Origin of the sequence: Methylobacterium sp. E-065 (assembly GCF_022829605.1) — a bacterium.
In the GTDB taxonomy this organism is placed as follows: domain Bacteria; phylum Pseudomonadota; class Alphaproteobacteria; order Rhizobiales; family Beijerinckiaceae; genus Methylobacterium.
Window position 1 is genome coordinate 30,015 of the sequence record NZ_JAKSYD010000290.1, and the last position, 17,552, is coordinate 47,566.

18 protein-coding genes are annotated in these 17,552 nt (G+C 69.9%); 13 read left to right on the top strand and 5 right to left on the bottom strand.

The window, feature by feature from the left end; translation table 11 throughout:
- Positions 1-121 precede the first annotated feature (121 nt).
- The 3 genes from MKK84_RS33095 to MKK84_RS33105 all read left to right on the top strand — a co-directional run bounded on the left by MKK84_RS33095 (position 122) and on the right by MKK84_RS33105 (position 3,547).
- Positions 122-1,612, top strand: a complete 1,491-nt coding sequence (locus tag MKK84_RS33095; RefSeq protein ID WP_243926934.1) for an ATPase domain-containing protein — start codon at positions 122-124, stop codon at positions 1,610-1,612.
- Positions 1,612-2,652: a sensor histidine kinase gene (locus MKK84_RS33100; RefSeq protein WP_243926936.1), complete on the top strand. Its 1,041-nt coding sequence runs from the start codon at positions 1,612-1,614 to the stop codon at positions 2,650-2,652. Before MKK84_RS33095 ends, MKK84_RS33100 begins: the two co-directional genes overlap by 1 nt.
- A 589-nt stretch (positions 2,653-3,241) precedes the next feature.
- Positions 3,242-3,547 carry a GCG_CRPN prefix-to-repeats domain-containing protein gene (locus MKK84_RS33105; RefSeq protein ID WP_313899389.1) on the top strand — a complete coding sequence of 102 codons (306 nt, stop codon included), beginning with the start codon at positions 3,242-3,244 and terminating at the stop codon, positions 3,545-3,547.
- Between the two features lie 78 nt (positions 3,548-3,625).
- Here the strand turns inward: MKK84_RS33105 and MKK84_RS33110 are convergent, their stop codons facing one another.
- Positions 3,626-4,510: a LysR family transcriptional regulator gene (locus MKK84_RS33110; protein WP_243926938.1), complete on the bottom strand. Its 885-nt coding sequence runs from the start codon at positions 4,508-4,510 to the stop codon at positions 3,626-3,628.
- Positions 4,511-4,698: 188 nt separating this feature from the next.
- Between MKK84_RS33110 and MKK84_RS33115 the strand changes: the two genes are divergently transcribed.
- From MKK84_RS33115 to MKK84_RS33160, 10 genes are read left to right on the top strand one after another with little or no spacing between them, the layout of a single operon-like run.
- Positions 4,699-5,736, top strand: a complete 1,038-nt coding sequence (locus tag MKK84_RS33115; protein ID WP_243926940.1) for an ABC transporter substrate-binding protein — start codon at positions 4,699-4,701, stop codon at positions 5,734-5,736.
- Positions 5,736-6,797, top strand: a complete 1,062-nt coding sequence (locus tag MKK84_RS33120) for an ABC transporter ATP-binding protein (RefSeq protein WP_243926942.1) — start codon at positions 5,736-5,738, stop codon at positions 6,795-6,797. Before MKK84_RS33115 ends, MKK84_RS33120 begins: the two co-directional genes overlap by 1 nt.
- Entirely contained in the window at positions 6,794-7,678 is an 885-nt protein-coding gene (locus MKK84_RS33125; protein ID WP_243926945.1) for an ABC transporter permease, read from the top strand. Before MKK84_RS33120 ends, MKK84_RS33125 begins: the two co-directional genes overlap by 4 nt.
- Entirely contained in the window at positions 7,675-8,490 is an 816-nt protein-coding gene (locus tag MKK84_RS33130) for an ABC transporter permease (protein ID WP_243926946.1), read from the top strand. The genes MKK84_RS33125 and MKK84_RS33130 overlap by 4 nt, the downstream gene beginning before the upstream one ends.
- Positions 8,487-9,620, top strand: coding sequence for an NAD(P)/FAD-dependent oxidoreductase (locus MKK84_RS33135; RefSeq protein WP_243926948.1), 1,134 nt, complete (start codon positions 8,487-8,489; stop codon positions 9,618-9,620). The genes MKK84_RS33130 and MKK84_RS33135 overlap by 4 nt, the downstream gene beginning before the upstream one ends.
- On the top strand, positions 9,601-9,921 hold the full coding sequence (locus MKK84_RS33140; RefSeq protein ID WP_243926950.1) for a (2Fe-2S)-binding protein: 321 nt from the start codon (positions 9,601-9,603) through the stop codon (positions 9,919-9,921). Before MKK84_RS33135 ends, MKK84_RS33140 begins: the two co-directional genes overlap by 20 nt.
- Positions 9,918-11,315: an NAD(P)/FAD-dependent oxidoreductase gene (locus MKK84_RS33145; protein ID WP_243926952.1), complete on the top strand. Its 1,398-nt coding sequence runs from the start codon at positions 9,918-9,920 to the stop codon at positions 11,313-11,315. Before MKK84_RS33140 ends, MKK84_RS33145 begins: the two co-directional genes overlap by 4 nt.
- The gene (locus tag MKK84_RS33150) at positions 11,312-11,935 is read left to right on the top strand and encodes a hypothetical protein (protein ID WP_243926954.1); all 624 of its coding nucleotides are present in this window, start codon (positions 11,312-11,314) and stop codon (positions 11,933-11,935) included. The genes MKK84_RS33145 and MKK84_RS33150 overlap by 4 nt, the downstream gene beginning before the upstream one ends.
- Positions 11,932-13,092: an NAD(P)/FAD-dependent oxidoreductase gene (locus MKK84_RS33155; RefSeq protein ID WP_243926956.1), complete on the top strand. Its 1,161-nt coding sequence runs from the start codon at positions 11,932-11,934 to the stop codon at positions 13,090-13,092. The genes MKK84_RS33150 and MKK84_RS33155 overlap by 4 nt, the downstream gene beginning before the upstream one ends.
- A 26-nt stretch (positions 13,093-13,118) precedes the next feature.
- Entirely contained in the window at positions 13,119-13,463 is a 345-nt protein-coding gene (locus MKK84_RS33160; protein WP_243926958.1) for a RidA family protein, read from the top strand.
- A gap of 91 nt (positions 13,464-13,554) precedes the next feature.
- On the opposite strand, the gene MKK84_RS33165 is transcribed toward MKK84_RS33160, so the two are convergent.
- From MKK84_RS33165 to MKK84_RS33180, 4 genes are all read right to left on the bottom strand, one after another.
- Positions 13,555-13,758, bottom strand: a complete 204-nt coding sequence (locus tag MKK84_RS33165; protein ID WP_243926961.1) for a hypothetical protein — start codon at positions 13,756-13,758, stop codon at positions 13,555-13,557.
- 100 nt (positions 13,759-13,858) lie between these two features.
- Positions 13,859-14,644, bottom strand: a complete 786-nt coding sequence (locus tag MKK84_RS33170; protein ID WP_243926963.1) for a YfdX family protein — start codon at positions 14,642-14,644, stop codon at positions 13,859-13,861.
- Between the two features lie 231 nt (positions 14,645-14,875).
- Complete coding sequence (locus tag MKK84_RS33175; RefSeq protein WP_243926965.1) at positions 14,876-16,240, bottom strand: ATP-binding protein; 1,365 nt, start codon at positions 16,238-16,240, stop codon at positions 14,876-14,878.
- Positions 16,233-16,910, bottom strand: coding sequence for a response regulator transcription factor (locus MKK84_RS33180; protein WP_243926966.1), 678 nt, complete (start codon positions 16,908-16,910; stop codon positions 16,233-16,235). Before MKK84_RS33180 ends, MKK84_RS33175 begins: the two co-directional genes overlap by 8 nt.
- Between the last annotated feature and the right edge of the window lie 642 nt (positions 16,911-17,552).

Genomic DNA, 17,552 nt, shown 5'->3' on the forward strand with positions numbered 1-17,552 from the left:
CGGCCGACGGTTCATCGCCGAGCGATGGCCCCGGGCCGGCCTGGAAGCGTTTCGTGCCCACCGCGAATTCGTGTAGGAGCGGACGCCGTCGACCGACGACGGCGCACAGTCTGGAGCGCCAGTGCCCGAACACGATGCAGCGGCGGTTTCCACCGGATTGGTCGGTCTCGACCATATCCTGGATGGCGGCTACGCGTCGCACCGCTCGCATCTCATCGAGGGGCGGCCTGGATCCGGCAAGACGACGCTGGCGATGCAGTTCCTGCTCGATGGCGCGCGGCGCGGTGAGCGGTGCCTGTACATCACGCTCTCGGAGAGCCGGCGCGAGCTTACGAACGTCGCGGAGCGCCATGGTTGGTCGCTCGACGGCATCACGATCTGTGAACTCGTCGCACCGGAACTCAGCCTCGATCCGAGCCAGCAGCAGACTCTCGTCCATACGTCCGATCTCGAACTCGGCGAGACCGTCCGGATGGCGATCGCGGAGATCGAACGCGAAAAGCCGCAGCGCCTCGTGTTCGACAGCCTGTCCGAGATCCGGCTGCTCTCGCAGGGCTCGCTGCGCTACCGCCGGCAGGTCTACGCGCTGCGCAGCTTCCTGCTCATCCAGAACATCACCGCGCTGCTCCTCGACGATCTCACCGCCGAGGCGGACGATCTGAATTTGCATTCTCTGAGCCATGCCGTGATCCGGCTCGAACAGCTCGCGCCGCTCTATGGCGGCGAGCGGCGGCGGCTGCGCGTGATCAAGATGCGCGGCACGCCGTTCCGTGGCGGGTACCATGATTACGTCATTCGGCGTGGCGGTTTGACGGTGTTCCCGCGGCTGGTAGCGGCCGAGCATTGCGCGACGTTTTCGGATGACCGCTGCAGCACGGGCAACGCCGAGCTCGACCAGCTGCTCGGGGGCGGCATCGATCGCGGGACCAGCACGATGCTGATCGGCCCGTCCGGCGTCGGCAAGTCGACGGTGGCCCTCACGAGCGTCACCGCGGCGATCGCCCGTGGCGAGAAGGTGCTGATGCTCAGCTTCGACGAGACGACGGGCGTGCTTCGGCGGCGGGCCGGTGGCCTGTCGATGCCGATCGATGACGCGATCGCGTCCGGCGCCCTTCACGTCGAGCAGATCGATCCGGCGGAAGTGTCACCGGGCGAACTCTCCGACATGGTTCAGAACGCGGTCGAGCACCGCGGCGTCACCATGGTGGTGATCGACTCCCTCACCGGCTATCACAACGCCATGCCGGAGGAGAATTACCTGCTCCTGCAGATGCACGAGTTGCTGACCTACCTGAACCAGCAAGGCGTGCTGACGCTCTTGATCCTGGCTCAGCACGGTATGATCGGTACGATGAGCGCGAGCGTCGATCTCACCTATCTCAGCGACACCGTCCTGCTGTTCCGTGCGTTCGAGGCCGAAGGGCGTCTGCGCCGCGCCATCTCGGTGGTGAAAAAGCGCACCGGTAGCCATGAGGACACGATCCGCGAGTTCCGGATCGACTCCCGGGGGATCTGCGTTGGCGAGCCTCTGAGCCTGTTCCGAGGGGTCATGACCGGCGTCCCGACATACGAAAGTGAGCGGTCTTCGCTGTTGCAGACGCGCGACGCCTGATGACCGACGCCGAACCGCCGGTCCTCGTCTTCGCTCCGACGGGGCGCGACGCGCGTGTGGCGGCGACCATCCTGGGTGAGGAGCGGATCGCGTCGCGCATCTGCGCCGACCTCGCGGAGGTGATGGACGGGCTCGATACGGCGGCCTGCGCCGTCATCACCGAGGAAGCGTTGCTGTCCTCCAATCGTCAGATCTTGGCCGCGTGGATCGCTGCCCAGCCGCCGTGGTCGGACTTTCCGTTCATCCTGCTGACCCAGCGGGGCGCTGAACCCAAAGTCCAGCTCACGGACCTCCTGGGCAATGTCAGCGTGCTGGAGCGGCCGTTCCATCCGGCGACATTGGTGATGGCGGCGCGCTCCGCCTATCGCGCGCGGCGTCGGCAACTCGAGGCGCGTGCCTACCTGGAGGAGCGCGAGCGGACGGCGGAACGGCAGACGCTCCTGATCCGTGAACTGCATCACCGCGTGAAGAACACGCTTGCGACGGTCCAGGCCCTGCTGGGAGCCTCGTCCCGCTCGGCGACCAGCGTCGAGGCGTTCTACACCGCGTTCTCGGCGCGGGTGATCTCGCTCGCGAAGACGCACAATCTGCTGACCGAGGATTATTGGCAGCAGGCCCCGCTGCGCGACATGCTGATGAACGAGCTGGGTCCCTACAACGACAGTGAGGGATCCCGCATCGTCTTGGATGGCCCGCGGGTCGATCTGATCGGCGATCTCGCGGTCCCGACCGGGATGGCGATCCACGAGTTGACCACGAATGCGGCCAAGCACGGGGCGCTGTCCGTTCCCGAGGGGCGGATCCGGATCACGTGGTCGGTCGAGGCGGAGGCCGATCGCCAGGTCCTGTGCCTCGACTGGACGGAAACCGGCGGCCCGTTGACGAAGCCGCCGACCCGGAAGGGGTTCGGGTCGACCCTGCTTCAGCGCGTGCTGAAGGTGCAGTGCGAAGCCGATCTGGCCTTCGATTATCAGCCCACCGGTCTGCGCTTCACCATGCGCGCGCCGCTGCCGGAAAATCGGGTCGTCCCTGCCTACTGATGCGTTGCCGGGACGGCCCGGACCCGCTGGCATGCGCGCATGAAAATGCCCGCACCGGCGAACCGGGCGGGCGAAGGTGGACCCGCGCTTCGGGGGATTACGGATCGATCATTGCTTTTACCGTGATCACGCGTGTTCAACAGGTGGGCAAACAGTCCGCCGCTGTCGCAGGTCTGGCCGCAGGATAATACTGGTATCGGCGGGCCGTTCGCCGCGTATTGGATTCTGGACGGCGCTTCGTGGGGGCCTCAGCGGCAGCTCTGCGGTCCGTGTCGAAGCGGCATGGCCTGGATCGATCTGCCCATGCCCGCCATCGGCACTGCTGACCGATCCTGTCCGCCCTCCAGGTCGCAAAGCGCGCGTTGTTCAAAGTCGAGGCGTGCAGTCGGTCAGGTCGTGGGTCTGTCCTTGGGGATGCCGGCATCGCCCCTGTGCTTCAACGCACGCACCTTTTTGTGAAGAAACGCTTTCCTGGGCATGGCTGTTTCATGCCGGTTCCTGGCGAGGCTCGGGAATCCGACCATGCCAAGTCGGGATCGTCTTGGATCGAGGCCGGCTTCGAAGACCTCGCGTTCGAAAGGAGGCAACAATGCGAATGAAACTTGCAGGCGCGGCACTCCTCGCGCTCGGCACCCTCACCGCATCCGTGGGGACGGCTGAGGCCGCACAGGGCTGCGGTCCCGGGTTCCACCGGGGCTATTATGGCTGGTGCAAGCCCAACTGGCGACCCTACGCCTACCGCCCGGTCTATTACGCCCGGCCGGTGGTCTATGGCTGGCACCGCCCCTGGGGCTACCGGCGTCACTGGGGTTGGCGCCACGCCGGCTGGCATCGCCCCTGGGGCTGGCACCATCATGGCGGTTGGCACCGGGCCGCTTGGCACTACGGGTGGTGAGCGCGTGGGCCGGCGCTCCGGCGCCGGCCCGGGTCGCCGGCCCGTCGCGCTCGAAGCGCGGCCGCAGCGGAGCGCGCGTCATCCGCCGACTTCGTTGCGGACCAGCTTGAGGAACGCCAGGGCGGCGCTCGAGAGCGGACGCCCCGGGCTCCCCAGAATGGTGATCGCGAACGTCACCGTCGGCTGCAGGCGGCGCACGATGACCTGCCCCTTGAGGCCGCTCACGGTCACGGCCTCCGCGATGGCGAAGCCGAGCCCCGCCGCGACCATCGCGCAGGCCGCTGCCGCGTTCTGCGTCTCCGCGACGAGGCGTGGCGTCACGCCGTTGACGGTGAAGAGCTCGTCGACCTGATCGCGCAGGCGGTACTGCCGACCGAGCGAGATGTAGGGTTCGTCTTGGAGTTCGGAGAGCGGGACGGACCTGTGCCGCGCCAAACGATGGCCGGGCGGCAGCACCACCAGCCCGGGCAATTCGATCGGCGGCGCGGCGACGAGGGCGCTGCGGCCGACCGGCAGGGCGAAGCCGAGATCGGCATTGCCGGCCTGCACCAGATCGTGGACCTCCCGTGAGCTGGCCACCACGTGCGAGATCCGCACCGGCTGCACCTCCATGGCGAAGCGTGCCAGCAACCGCGGGATGAGCGACAGGCCCATCAGCGGCATGGCCGCGACGCGCAACTCGCCGCTGCCGACACCGCGCATGTCGTCGATGACGCGATCCAGGCTGTCCGCCGCCGCGAACAGGGTCGCGACCGCGCCTTCCAGCTTCACGGCCTCCGGCGTCGGCTGCAGATGCCGCCGCGACCGGTCGAACAGCGGCAGCCCGGTCTCGTCCTCCAGGCTGCGCAGCAGCTTCGTGACCGCGGGCTGCGTGAGCAGCATTCGCTGCGCTGCCCGGCTGACCGAGCCGCTCTGCATCACGGCCCGGAATGCTTCCAGCTGCCGAAGCCGGCTCGGCGTCATCCGGACCCCCTGATTGGCGACCAAAAGGAATGGAACCGCAAAAATTATGAATTTGCGTCTCCCGTCAAGACTGCGCACGTTACACAGCATTCGCGAGCCAATAGGCGCGGGATATGCTTATCGGACAAGCGTCTTGCCTGTTCAGCACGCAAGAACGGCTTTCCGATTGCTCACGGAGGCAAGCGATAATGCGGTCGTTACTGGGGCTTTTCGCAGCGGCGACCGTCGCGCTGGTTGCAGTGCAGGCTCCGGCCTTGTCTGAGCAGCGCTTCACCGTCGCGGGCTACGGCGGCAGCTACGAGCAGATCATGCGCACGAGCGTCATTCCGACGTTCGAGCGCGAGAACGGCGTCCGGATCGACTATCTGACCGGCAATTCCTCCGACAACCTCGCCCGGATGCAGGCGCAGCGCGGCAATCAGACGGTCGGCGTCGCGGTGCTGGACGACGGGCCGATGGTCCAGGCGGTATCGCTCGGCCTGTGCCGGAACCTGCCCGATGCGGTGCGGGACGCGGTCTACCCGATCGCGGTCCTGGGTGACGACCACGCCGTCGGCACCGGCTTCGGCTACACCGGTATCGCCTACAACACGAAGTTGTTCGCAGAGCGCGGCTTCCCGGCGCCGACCTCCTGGATGGATCTGGCCCGGCCGGAGTACCGGCAGCGGATCGCGATCCCCGGTATCGACAACACCTACGGCGTTCACACCCTGGCGATGATGGCCCGCATCCACGGCGGCGGCGACGGCGACATCGCGCCCGGGCTGAAGGTCATGCGTCAGCAGATCAACCCGAACGTGCTGGCCTACGAAAGCTCGCCCGGCAAGATGAGCGAGATGTTCCAGTCGGGCGAGATCTGGCTCGCCGTTTGGGGCTCGTCCCGGGTCGCCGCCATGCAGCAGGCGGGCTTTCCGCTGGCCATCGCCCGGCCGAAAGAGGGGGCCGTCGTCCTGATGACGGCGGGCTGCGCGATCACCGGCAGCCCGGAGCCGGCGCTGGCCGACAAGTTCCTCGCCTATCTCGTCTCGCCGAAGGTCCAGGAGATTTTCGCCACGCAGTACGGGGCGGGCCCGACCAACCGCACGGCGAAGCTGCCGCCGGAGGTCGCGAGCCGCGTGATCTATGGCGAGGATCAGGTGCGGTCGCTGATCGGCCTCGACTGGGACGTGGTCAATCGCAACCGCGCCGACTGGACCCGGCAGTGGCAGCGGCAGGTCGAGCGCTGATGTCCGCGCCCGCCTTCCTCACCCTCGACGGTCTGGGCAAGGATTACGGCACGGTCACCGCCGTGCGCGACGTCAGCCTCACGGTCGCGCCCGGCGAGTTCCTTGGCCTGCTCGGACCCTCCGGCTGCGGCAAGACCACGACGCTGCAGATGATCGCCGGCTTCGAGACGCCGAGCCGCGGCCGCATCCTGATGGAGGGGCGCGACCTGACCGGGACCCCGCCGGCCAAGCGCGGCATCGGCCTCGTGTTCCAGTCCTACGCGCTATTCCCGCACATGAATGCGGCCGAGAACGTCGCTTTCGGCCTGGAGATGCGCGGCGTGCCGAAGGCGGAGCGGGCCAAGCGCGTCGCCGAGGCTTTGGCCCAGGTCCGCCTCGGCCACCTCGCCGAGCGCTTTCCCCGCAACATGTCGGGCGGCCAGCAGCAGCGGGTCGCCCTGGCGCGGGCGCTGGTGGTCGAGCCGCGGCTGCTGCTCCTCGACGAGCCACTCTCGAACCTCGACGCCAAGCTGCGCGAGGAGATGCAGGTCGAGCTGCGCGAATTGCAGCGCCGGATCGGCGTCACCACGGTGCTGGTCACCCACGATCAGGCCGAGGCGATGGCCCTGTGCGATCGGGTGGCGATCATGCAGGGCGGTCGGGTCGTGCAGATCGACGCCCCCTGGCAGGCCTACGACATCCCGGCGGACGCGTTCGTCGCCGACTTCCTGGGCCGCAGCAACCGGCTGCCGGCGCGGGCCGCCTCCGGCGAGGCGGAGGCGGCGGGCCACCGCTTCTCCCTGCCGCCGGAACTCGCCGACCGCCAGGGCGACATCCTTCTGACGATCCGGCCAGAGCGCATGCGCATCCGCTGCGAGCAGGCGCCCGAGGGGCCACCCGGACTCGAGGGCCGCGTGCAGGCCCGGCTCTTCCTCGGCGGCTACTGGCTCTACACGGTGGCGACGGCCTTGGGCGCCTTCGCCGTCATGGCGCAGAACACCGGCGCGACGCCTCTCGATGAGGGCGCCGCCGTGACGCTGGACTGGGACGCCCACAGCCTGCGGCGGCTAGAGCCGGCATGACCCGCCTCGATCGCCTCACCCCGGCGCTTCTCACGGCGCCCTCCGCCCTCGTGTATGCCGCGGCGCTGCTGGTCCCGCTCGCCGGCGTGCTGGCCTTAAGCCTGCACGGCTTCGACTTCGAAAAGGGCGTGCTGCCCGGCTGGGGGCTCGCCAACTACCAGGATCTCTTCACCGATCCGCTGTTCGGCGAGGCCCTGGCGCGGACCTTCCGCATCGCCGGGCTGACCACCCTGATCTGCCTCCTCGTCGGGGTGCCGGAGGCCTGGATCATCCACCGCATGGATCCGCGCTGGCGCGGGCCGATGCTCCTCGTCGTGGTCGGTCCGCTGCTGGTCTCGGTGGTGGTGCGCAATTTCGGCTGGATGGTGCTGCTCGGCACGAACGGCCTCGTGAACCAGACGCTCACCGCCCTCCACCTGCCGGGCGCTCCCTACCGGCTGATGTTCACGGAACTCGCGGTGGTGATCGGCCTCGTCCACGTGATGGTGCCGCTCGTGGTGCTGTCCGTCTGGGCGAGCCTCGGGCGGCTCGATCCGGTGCTGGAGCGCGCCGCCACCAGCCTCGGCGCGGGGCGGTTCACGGTGTTCACCCGCATCGTGTTGCCCAACGTCATGCCGGGGGTCATGGCCGGGGCGCTGATGGTGTTCTGCCTCTCGGCCTCGGCCTTCGCGACGCCCGCCATGCTTGGGGGCAAGCGTCTGAAGGTCGTCTCCAGCATGACCTACAACGAGTTCCTCAACACCCTGAACTGGCCGCTCGGCGCGGCGCTCGCCACCGTGCTGATGGCGGCGATCCTGCTCGCCACGCTCCTCTGGACGCGGCTCGTCGAAAAGCGGGCGCTGCGGCGCCTCGGCGAAGTCGCGCAGGGAGGCCCGGCATGAGCGGTGATAGCTCCAGCCGCAACGGCCCCCTGGCGCTGGCCTTCCACGCCCTGTTCATCGCCTTCATCCTGGCGCCGCTCGTCGTGGTGATCGCCGTCTCGTTCACCGGCCAGGGCTACCTCGCCTTGCCGTTCGACGGCCTGTCGCTGCGCTGGTGGCGGGCAATCGGCGACAACCCGCGCTTCCTGGAGAGCTTCTGGTACAGCACGCGCCTCGGGGTGACGGCCGCGACGATCTCCGCCCTGATCGCCGTCCCGGCCGCCCTGGCGATCGCCCGCTGGCGCTTCCCCGGCCGGGGGGCCCTCGTGGCGATCCTGGCCTCGCCGCTGATGATCCCGCACGTGGTGCTGGGCGTGGCGCTGCTGCGCTTCTTCTCCGGCTTCGGCCTGTCCGGCAGCTTCGCCGGCCTCGTGGCGGCTCATGTCATCGTGATCACGCCCTACATGCTGCGCCTCGTCGGCGCCGGCCTGTCGGGGCTCGATCCGCGCATCGAGCGCGCCGCCGAGAGCCTCGGCGCCGACCGGTTCACGGTGTTCCGGCGCGTGACCCTGCCGCTGATCGCGCCGGGCCTCGCGGGCGGCTGGATCCTGGCCTTCGTGACCAGCTTCGACGAGCTGACGGTGAGCCTGTTCCTGGCTTCGCCGGCCGCCAACCCGCTGCCGGTGCAGCTGTTCAACTACATCGACCAGATGACCGATCCGCTGGTCGCCTCGGTCTCGGCGGCGCTGATCCTCGTCACCGCCCTGGTCCTCTTGGGGCTCGATCGCTTCTACCCGATCGACCGCCTGCTCACCGGGGAGCGCCGCGCATGACAGCGACCGGACAAGACACGCGCGACGCCATCGTGGTCGGCGGCGGGCTCGTGGGCGCGGCCATCGCCTACGGCCTCCAGCGACAGGGCCTGTCGACCGTGATGCTCGACGAGGGCGACGTCGCCCACCGGGCGAGCCGGGGCAATTTCGGGCTGGTCTGGGTGCAGTCGAAGGGGCTCGGCGCGCCGCATTACCAGCACTGGACCCACGCCTCGGCCCAGGCTTGGCCGGAACTCGCCGCCGACCTCCTCGCGACGACCGGCATCGGCGTCGGGCTGCACCAGCCGGGAGGCCTGCATTTCTGCTTCTCGGATGACGAGATGGCCCAGCGCGACGCGCTGATGGGTCAGCTGCGCCGGGAGGCCGGTAATGCCGGTTACGCGTACCGCATGATCCCGGCCGCGGAGCTGCGCGACATGGTTCCAGGCCTCGGCCCCCAGGTCGTGGGCGCCTCGTGGACACCCTACGATGGCCATGCGAGCCCGCTGCACCTCCTGCGCGCGCTTCATGCGGCGTTTCAGGATCTCGGCGGCCTCTACCGGCCGAACGCCAAGGTCACCGCCATCAAGGCGGCCCCACGCGACTTCACCGTCGCGATCGGGTCCGAGACTGTCCGGGCGCCGCGGCTCGTCCTAGCTTCGGGCCTCGGCAACGCCGACCTCGCGCCCTTGGTCGGCCTGTCGGCGCCCCTGCGGCCCGAGCGCGGGCAGATCCTCGTCACGGAGCGCACCCGGCAGGTGCTGGGTCTGCCGACCCATGTCGTCCGCCAGACCGAGGAGGGCTCGCTGCTGCTGGGCGACAGCAAGGAGGATATGGGCTTCGACACCCTGACACAGACCCCCGCGATCATGCGGGCCATCGCCAACAAGGCGGTCCGGACCTTCCCGTGGATCGCCGAGCTGAACATCGTCCGGGCCTGGGCGGCGCTGCGCGTGATGTCGCCGGACGGCAAGCCGATCTACGACGAATCCGAGCGTTATCCGGGCGCCACCATCGCCAATTGCCATTCCGGCGTCACCCTGGCCGGCGCGCATGCGAGCCTGCTCGCCCCGATGATCGCGACTGGCGCGCTGGCGCCGGAGATGTCCCCCTTCAGCGCGAGACGGTTCGATGTTCAGAAGGCGGCCTGAGGCCCGTCCGGCCGCCGGGGACCAACTGGTGGAGGTCTTCGTCGCGGGCCAGCCCGTCCGCGTGCCAGAGGGCGCCTCGGCGGCTGCCGCCGTCCTGCTGTCGGGCACGCCGGCGATCCGCACGACGCCGGTCAACGGGGCGCCGCGCTTGCCCTATTGCATGATCGGCATCTGCTTCGACTGCCTCGCCGAGATCGACGGCGTGGCCAACCGGCAATCCTGCCTCGTGCCGGTCGCCCCCGGCATGCGGATCGAGCCGCAGCTCGGCGCCCGCGCGGCGCGGATCGAGGACGCCGCATGAGCTACGATCTCGCCATCGTCGGCGCAGGCCCGGCCGGCATGGCCGCCGCCATTGAGGCCGCGTCCCTCGGGCTCTCCGTCACCGTGCTGGACGAGCAGCCCGCCCCGGGCGGACAGGTTTTCCGCGCGGTGGAAGCCGCCGCCAGCGACCCGGCGCTCGCCGGCGAGTTCCTCGATGCCGGCGGCGCCCTGGCGGGCGCGTTCCGCGCCACGAAGGGGATCGCCTACCGGCCCAGGACCACGCTCTGGCACCTCGACCCCGATGCGGGCCTGCTGTCCGTCGCCGCGGATGGCGCCACCGCGGAGATCGAGGCGCGGCGCGTCCTGCTGGCGACCGGCGCCCAGGAGCGGCCCGTGCCGATTCCCGGCTGGACGCTGCCGGGCGTCATGAGCGCGGGCGCCGCCCAGATCCTGCTCAAGACGGCCGGCGCCGTGCCGGAGGGATCCGTGGTGATCGCCGGGCAGGGGCCGCTCTGCTGGCTGCTCGCCGTGCAGCTCTTGCGCGCCGGCGTGGAGCGGCTGACGCTGCTGGAGACTGGTGCCGGTGGTGGCCTCCGGGACGCGCTGCGGGCGGGCGGCCTCTGGACCGGCCGCAAGCTCCTCGCGAAGGGCGTGGCCCTGATGCGCGAGACCCGGGCGCGGGGCCTCACCGTAGTGCGCAACGTCCGCGACCTCCGGGCAGAGGGGGATGGACGGGTCTCGACCGTGCGCTGGCACCAGGGAGGCCGCGACCACGCGATCGCCTGCGACACGCTCCTCCTGCACGAAGGGGTGATTCCATCGACCCACATCACTCGGGCGCTGGGACTCGATCACGACTGGGACGACAGGCAGCTCTGCTGGCGCCCCCGCCTCGACCCCTGGGGCGCCACGAGCCATCAGACCGTGGCGGTGGCGGGCGATGGCGGCGGCATCGGCGGCTGGGAAGCCGCCGCCGCGGATGGGCGGTTGGCTGCGATCGACGCAGCCCACCGGCTTGGTCAGTTCGATGCGGTCGCCCGCGACGCCCGCGCCGCGGGGATCCGCAAGGTGCAGCGCGCCGCCCTGGCGCTCCGGCCCTTCCTCGACCGGCTCTATCGCCCCGCCTCGGCGATCCTCACCCCCGCCGACGAAACCATCGTCTGCCGCTGCGAGGAAATCACCGCCGGGCAGATCCGCGGGGCCGCCCGCCTTGGCGCCGCCGGCCCGAACCAGGTCAAGGCCTTCCTGCGGGCTGGCATGGGTCCCTGCCAGGGGCGCATGTGCGGCACCGTCGTCGCCGGGCTGATCGCCGAGACCCGCGGGGCCTCCATGGAAACGGTCGGGGCCCTGCGGCCGCGGGCCCCGTTCAAGCCGATGACGGTGGGCGAGCTCGCGAACGAACGGCCGGACGCAATCCCGGAGTTGACCGCATGACGGCGAAACCTCGCATCGTGATCGTCGGCGGCGGTCCGGCTGGCCGCGCCGCCCTGGCTGCGCTGCCAGGCGCCGTCCAGATCGCCCGGCCCGAGGCCACGGCCTGGCACGCCGAGCCCGGCCGCCTCTGGGTCGAGGGCGACGGGCAGGTCTGGGCCGAGCCGTTCGACGCCCTGCTGGTCTGCGCCGACGAGCCGCTGCTGCTGGCCGCCCTCGGCTGCGCCATCCGGGACGGCCGGGTCGTGGCTGATGCCGATGGCCGGACCAGCCTGCCGGGCGTCTCGGTAGCCGGCCGTGTCGCGGGGGCAGCAGATTCGCAGGAGGCGGAGCGTCAGGCGACCATCGCCGCGTGCGCCCTAGCCGCCGGGCCGTTGGACACGGATGCGCCGGGGATCCCGCCCGCCGAGACCGCGCCCGTGCTGCGGCTCGATCCGGTGGATATCGCGGCTTTGCTGGAGCAGCCCGCCGGCCCCGAGCGTGACCGGGCCGCGCTCGCGCAGCGCGCAATCCTGGGTGCGGTTGTGCCAGTGCGTCCCGTCAGCCTCGCGGCGCTGGCCAGCCTCGTGGCCGCGATGCCGGAGGCGGTTCCCCCGCAGACGGATACGGGCGCGCTGGCATGACCGATCCCGACATCCTGATCGTCGGCGGCGGCCTGCACGGGCTATCGGCTGCCCTGCATCTGGCCCGGGCCGGCCGACGCGTGCGCGTGCTGGAGGCCCGGCAGGTCGGCGCCCAGGCCTCGGGCTATTCCGCTGGTGGCGTGCGCACCCTGGGCCGCCATCCCGCCGAGGTACCGCTCGCCCTGGAGGCGATCGAGCGCTGGCACGACATCGCCAAGCTCGTCGGCGACGATTGCGGCTTCCGCCCCGTCGGGCAGGTCCGGGTGGCCGAAACCGAGGCCGAACTCGCGCAGCTGGCCAAGCGCGTCGAGCGCCTGCGTGCCGCCGGCTGGACGCACGAGGCGCTGGCGGATGCCGAGACGGTGCGCCGGCTGCTCCCGGCGGTCGCCCCGCACGTGGTCGGCGGCATCGTCGCCCGCCGTGACGGCTTCGCGTCGCCCTTGCGCACGACCCGTGCCTTCGGCCGCGCCGCCATGGCCGCCGGTGCCACGGTGATCGAGGGCGCCCATGTTGCCTCGGTGGAGCGCCGGGCCGGCCTCTGGCGCCTCCGGACAGATGGGGGCGAGACCCATGCCGCGCCGCGCCTGCTCAACGCCGCGGGCGCCTGGGGCGGTCGCATTGCCCGTGCGGCCGGAGAGTCGATCCCGCTTGGCTTCAACGCCTTTCAGATGCTGCTCACCGACGCGCTGCCGCCACTCCTGACGCCCGTGGTGGGGGCGGCCGGGCGGCCCCTGTCGTTCAAGCAGTCCGACAGCGGCCACGTGATGATCGGCGGCGGCCACAAGGGACAAGCCGACCTCGACACCGGAGAGATCCGCCTCGACGTCCCGCGGCTCGCCTATTCGGCCCGCACGGCGCTCGATCTGTTCCCGGCCCTGCGCGGGGCGCGGATCGTCCACGCCTGGGCCGGCATCGAGGGTGTCACGCCGGACGAACTGCCGGTGATCGGCCGATCCGCCGTGGCGGACGGGCTGGTCCATGCTTTCGGCTTCTCCGGGCACGGCTTCGCGCTCGCGCCCATCGTCGGTGCGGTCGTCGCCAGCCTGCTGCTCGACGGACCGGAAGCGCACGCCCTCGCGGCGTTCGCGCCGGACCGCTTCACCCTCGGCGGCCCCGCCCCCGAGACCCGCTCGGCCCTGCTTCAGCCGGCCGGTTGATGCGACCCAGACAAGGATTTGTTTCGATGATCGAACGCCATATCCGCACGCCCATCATGCACCGCGTGGTGGAGCATGGTGGCGTCCTCTACTTCGGCGGCCTCGTGGCGGAGGATCGCTCCGCGCCGATGCGGGGCCAGACCGAGCAGATCCTGGCGCGGATCGACGCGCTGCTCGCCGAAGTGGGCAGCGACCGGAGCAAGATCCTGACGGCGACGCTCTACATCACCGACATGGCACTCAAGGACGAGATGAACGCCGCCTGGACGGCCTGGTTCAGCCCCGAGACCCTGCCGAGCCGCTCCACCATCGGCGTCGCCGAACTGGGACCCAATGTCCTGATCGAGGCCGTGATCACCGCGGCGAAATGAGCGTCGGTTGAGCGGCAGGGCTCGGCTGCGGCGCCACCGATCGCCTGATGAGAGCGGCCGGTGTCGCCGGGGCGCGGACCGGCCGGACGTATCACTTTCTGTTCTTGATCAGGCTGTCGACGTTCTTGTCGGCCTCCTTGTTCTCCTTCCGCTGTGCGGCGATGGTGTGCTTCGTATCCTTCATCGACATCTCATCCCGCTTGCCCTGCGGCATCTCGTTCGGTGCCGCCATGGCGGGGACGGTGGCCAGGAGAAAGGCCGTACACAAGGCGGCGCTCACCGTTGTCTTGATCATGATTGGCCTCCACTGATTTGGCTTGGCGCGAAGTCTTGACGATATCGTCCGTCCGATCAGTCTGGGTGGCCGGGACTGCTCCCGACCACTCAGCCGTCGATTACTTGCCGGCCTTGGCGCCTGAGGCCGTGCCGGTCGCCATCGGCGACGCGGTGTTCGCCGTTGCGGCCTTGCCCTTCTGCGGCAGGGCGACCGCGTCGATCATGTCGAAGCGCATCCCGTCCTGGGCGGTCTTCAGCACCGCGTTGGCCTCGTAATACTTGCCCTGTCCGATCAGCGTCGCGGCCTGATCGACGTCGGCGATGGTCTTGTCGAGTGGCAGCACCGCCATCGTGAAGTTCACGTCGACATGGGCGAGCTTGAGCTTCTCGATCGCGCCGTTCTGGTCGCCGTGGGCGAGGTTCTTGTTCGCCTCGGTCACGGCCGAGGCCTTCTCGGGGGTGGCCACGAAGTCGTCGCCGAGCGTCAGCTGCGCGTCCACCGGAACCCAGGCAACCTGCTCCTTGGACGGCTTCGCGTCGGTCGTCGCGGGCTGGGCGGTCGCGGCAGGGGTCATCGCCTTGTGGCCGGCCATGTCGGCGGGTGTCTTGAGCTCGGCCTCGGCCTTGGTGAACACGGCATCATCGGTCTTGGCCTTCGTGAAGGCCGCCTGTGTCTTGCCGATCAGAGCCTTGGCCTGAGCGGGAGCCGCCTCGAAGATGGCGAGACGCGTGAGTTGAAGATCACGGAACGCCTGTGCGCCATCCTTCGACAGCTTGCCCACATCCTTGTCGATCGCCGTCTGCTGCGCGGCGGGCTGCTGAGCAGCCTGTTCCGCGGCGAAAGCGGTCCCGCCGAGGATGGTGGTGAGCACGAGCGCCGCAGCCATGGATTTGCGATAAGCCATTGTGATAACTCCATCTGAGCGCTTGAACAAAGACCTTTTTATGTATCGGCCTCGTTCTTCGCGTGTTCATATAATATTCATCGGCCGTGTTGGTCGCATGTCCACTGGATTAAAATTCGGACATGTCGGTGCTGGCGCCCCGTAAAGAGTGGGAATGGCGATGTCACAGTCTCGCGATCGGTGCCGGATGCCCGCTGAACTTCCATCGGATCTCTTCGGCCAGGACCCGCCTCAGGTGGCCGCTGCGGCGGGAAACATCAGGTCGAAGCGACAACCCCCGGTCGCGGCGGGGTGGACGCTCACGCTCGCGGCGTGGAGCTTGGCGATCGCGGCCACCAAGCTCAGTCCGAGGCCGTTGCCCTGGGTCTGGCGGGCCACCTCCGAGCGGTAGAAGCGCTGGAAGATCTTGTCGCGCTCCGTCGCGGGCAGGCCCGGTCCCGTATCCTCGACGGCGAGGCTGACCGCGCCGCCCAGGTGGGTCAGGCGCACGGACACGGCCCCGCCCTGCGGCGTGAACTTCAGGGCGTTGTCGAGGAGGTTCGACAGGGCCTCGAAGCACAGGTCTCGGTCGCCCCGGATGGTGGGAAGCCCGTCCGCGACCGCGAGGGTGAGGCGCACACCCTTCTCCTCGGCCGACGGCTCGAAGAGGTCCACCGCCGCCGCCGCCAATTCGCCGAGATCGACCGGTGCGAAGGCGGTCCGGCGTCCCTCTTCCATCGCACCGATCCGCAGCACCGCCGTGACCATGGCGAGCGTCTGGTCGATCCAGGCGAGGCCCTGATCGATCGTCTCGTGGAACTCCGCCACCGTCCGGGCCTGGGTCCGGCTGCGTTCCAGCCGGGCGCGCAGCCGGGTCAACGGCGTGCGCAGATCGTGGGCGACCGCGTCGCCGACGCTGCGGACCTCGCCCATCAGGTGCTCGATCTCGTCGAGCATCCGGTTCACGTTCGCGGCCAGCCGGTCGAACTCGTCGCCCCGGGTGCCGACCGGCAGGCGCCGGCGCAGGTCGCCGCGCATCACCTCGGCCAAAGCCGCCTCGGTGGCGGCCAGCCGCCGGCGGCCCCTCCGCGCCAGCAGGAGTCCGCCGAGCCCCGATAGAGCCAGCGTCGGCACCAATCCGAGTCCGAGCGCCCGCAGGGTCGTCCCCCGCACGCGGTCGATCTCGTCGGAATCGTGGGCGATCACCACGGTGCTGCCGTCGGGCAGCGGCAGGGCGGCCGCCCAGATCTCGTCGCCGAGCCGGCGCCCCGCGACCTGCACGACGGCGCTCACGCGATCGGCGTCCCCGTCGCGGGCGAGTTGATCGGGGATCGCGTCGAGGTTGCCGGCGCGGCGCGCGCCATCGGGACCGAACAGGCCGCCGTAGTGATTGGCGTGCAGGTCCATGGCGGTCCAGGTGTCGACCCGCAAAGCCGCGGAGGCGGGATCGGCGGCGACGGCGCGGACTTCGAGCTGCAGCGTCTCGGCCAGTTCCTCGCGCAGGTAGGCGGCCGTCTGCCAGTAGATGAAGGCAAACATCGTCAGCGCGAGCAGCACCGACCAGAGGGCGATCCCCAGCGCCCAGCGCAGGGTGGTGGAGCGCAGGAACTCAGTCATCGGGCGTGAAGGTGAAGCCGAGGCCACGCACGTTCTGGATCAGGGGTGGTCCTCCGCAGGCCTCGAGCTTCCGGCGCAGACGCCCGAGATGCACGTCGATCAGGTTCGACTTGGGAGTGAATCGGTAGTTCCAGACCTCCTCGAACAGCATCGCCCGGGTGACGATCTGGCCGGGCGCGCGCATCAGATAGGCGAGGAGCTTAAGTTCGCGCGGCAGCAATTCGAGATTGCGCGCGCCGCGCCGGCCGGTCCCCGCGATCAGGTCGATCTCCAGGCTGCCGACGCGCAGCAGGGTCTCGCGGCTGTCCACCGGACGCCGGAGCAGAGCCTCGATCCGGGCGGCGAGTTCCCCCAGGGCGAAGGGCTTGGCGAGGTAGTCGTCTCCGCCCGCCCGCAGGCCGCGAATCCGCTCGTCTACGTCGCCCAGCGCGCTCAGCACCAGCGCGGGGGTCCGGTCCCCGTCCCGGCGGAGATCCTGCAGGACGCTGAGCCCGTCCTGGCCGGGCAGCATCCGGTCGAGGATGATCGCGCCCCAGGTGCCGCCCCGGGCCGTCCGGGCGCCGTCGGGCCCGGTCGCCGCCCAGGTGACCGCATGACCGCGCCCGCGCAGGTCGTCGAGCACGACGGCTGCCGTCTCCGCGTCATCCTCGATCAGCAGCACCCTCGCCACGCCCGCACCTCCGGCCAGTTTCCTGTGTGCCGCATTTCGGTTCGTTGGTCCCGGCGCGGTCCGAGTGTGAACCCGAATTTAGTGGCGCGGCATCGGCTTCGCCAAACTTATTAGAATGACTCTAGTGCGTACCGGCGCCGGTTTCACGGACCCATTTGTTTGACCGGATTGCCGCGATGCAGACCCCGCCCCGCCGAATGCGTGCGCCCCGATGGGCTCGCTGTGCGGATCCAGGCCTCGCCGTTCGAGGGGAAGAGCTGAGAATTCCGCAACCCTCTCTCGCATCCTCGCCGGATCCAGAGGTCGCGGCCGCCGCTGCGGCGGCAGGATGGCGCGCGGGTCCCCTCTCCCGATCCGGAGAGGGGCAGGGTGAGGGTCGAGAACGTTCAGGAAAAGGCTCGTTCTTCACGCGCGGTCTTGGCGCGCTCGGTTCTGACGCTTCTCATCCCTCACCCCGACCCACTCCCGCACGGGAGAGGGGGCCTGTCGCGCTCTCCCGCCGGCTTCAGCGGCGGCCGCGACCTCTGGATCCGGCGAGGATGCGAGAGAGGGTTGCGGAATTCTCAGCTCTTCCCCTCGAACGGCGAGGCCTGGATCCGCACAGCGAGCCCATCGGGGCGCACGCATTCGGCGGGGCGGGGT

Coding starts and splice junctions, on each gene's coding strand:
- MKK84_RS33100 (WP_243926936.1), top strand. CDS start 1,612: ATGACCGACGCCGAACCGCCGGTCCTCGTCTTCGCTCCGACGGGGCGC.
- MKK84_RS33105 (WP_313899389.1), top strand. CDS start 3,242: ATGCGAATGAAACTTGCAGGCGCGGCACTCCTCGCGCTCGGCACCCTC.
- MKK84_RS33110 (WP_243926938.1), bottom strand. CDS start 4,510: ATGACGCCGAGCCGGCTTCGGCAGCTGGAAGCATTCCGGGCCGTGATG.
- MKK84_RS33115 (WP_243926940.1), top strand. CDS start 4,699: ATGCGGTCGTTACTGGGGCTTTTCGCAGCGGCGACCGTCGCGCTGGTT.
- MKK84_RS33120 (WP_243926942.1), top strand. CDS start 5,736: ATGTCCGCGCCCGCCTTCCTCACCCTCGACGGTCTGGGCAAGGATTAC.
- MKK84_RS33125 (WP_243926945.1), top strand. CDS start 6,794: ATGACCCGCCTCGATCGCCTCACCCCGGCGCTTCTCACGGCGCCCTCC.
- MKK84_RS33130 (WP_243926946.1), top strand. CDS start 7,675: ATGAGCGGTGATAGCTCCAGCCGCAACGGCCCCCTGGCGCTGGCCTTC.
- MKK84_RS33135 (WP_243926948.1), top strand. CDS start 8,487: ATGACAGCGACCGGACAAGACACGCGCGACGCCATCGTGGTCGGCGGC.
- MKK84_RS33140 (WP_243926950.1), top strand. CDS start 9,601: ATGTTCAGAAGGCGGCCTGAGGCCCGTCCGGCCGCCGGGGACCAACTG.
- MKK84_RS33145 (WP_243926952.1), top strand. CDS start 9,918: ATGAGCTACGATCTCGCCATCGTCGGCGCAGGCCCGGCCGGCATGGCC.
- MKK84_RS33150 (WP_243926954.1), top strand. CDS start 11,312: ATGACGGCGAAACCTCGCATCGTGATCGTCGGCGGCGGTCCGGCTGGC.
- MKK84_RS33155 (WP_243926956.1), top strand. CDS start 11,932: ATGACCGATCCCGACATCCTGATCGTCGGCGGCGGCCTGCACGGGCTA.
- MKK84_RS33160 (WP_243926958.1), top strand. CDS start 13,119: ATGATCGAACGCCATATCCGCACGCCCATCATGCACCGCGTGGTGGAG.
- MKK84_RS33165 (WP_243926961.1), bottom strand. CDS start 13,758: ATGATCAAGACAACGGTGAGCGCCGCCTTGTGTACGGCCTTTCTCCTG.
- MKK84_RS33170 (WP_243926963.1), bottom strand. CDS start 14,644: ATGGCTTATCGCAAATCCATGGCTGCGGCGCTCGTGCTCACCACCATC.
- MKK84_RS33175 (WP_243926965.1), bottom strand. CDS start 16,240: ATGACTGAGTTCCTGCGCTCCACCACCCTGCGCTGGGCGCTGGGGATC.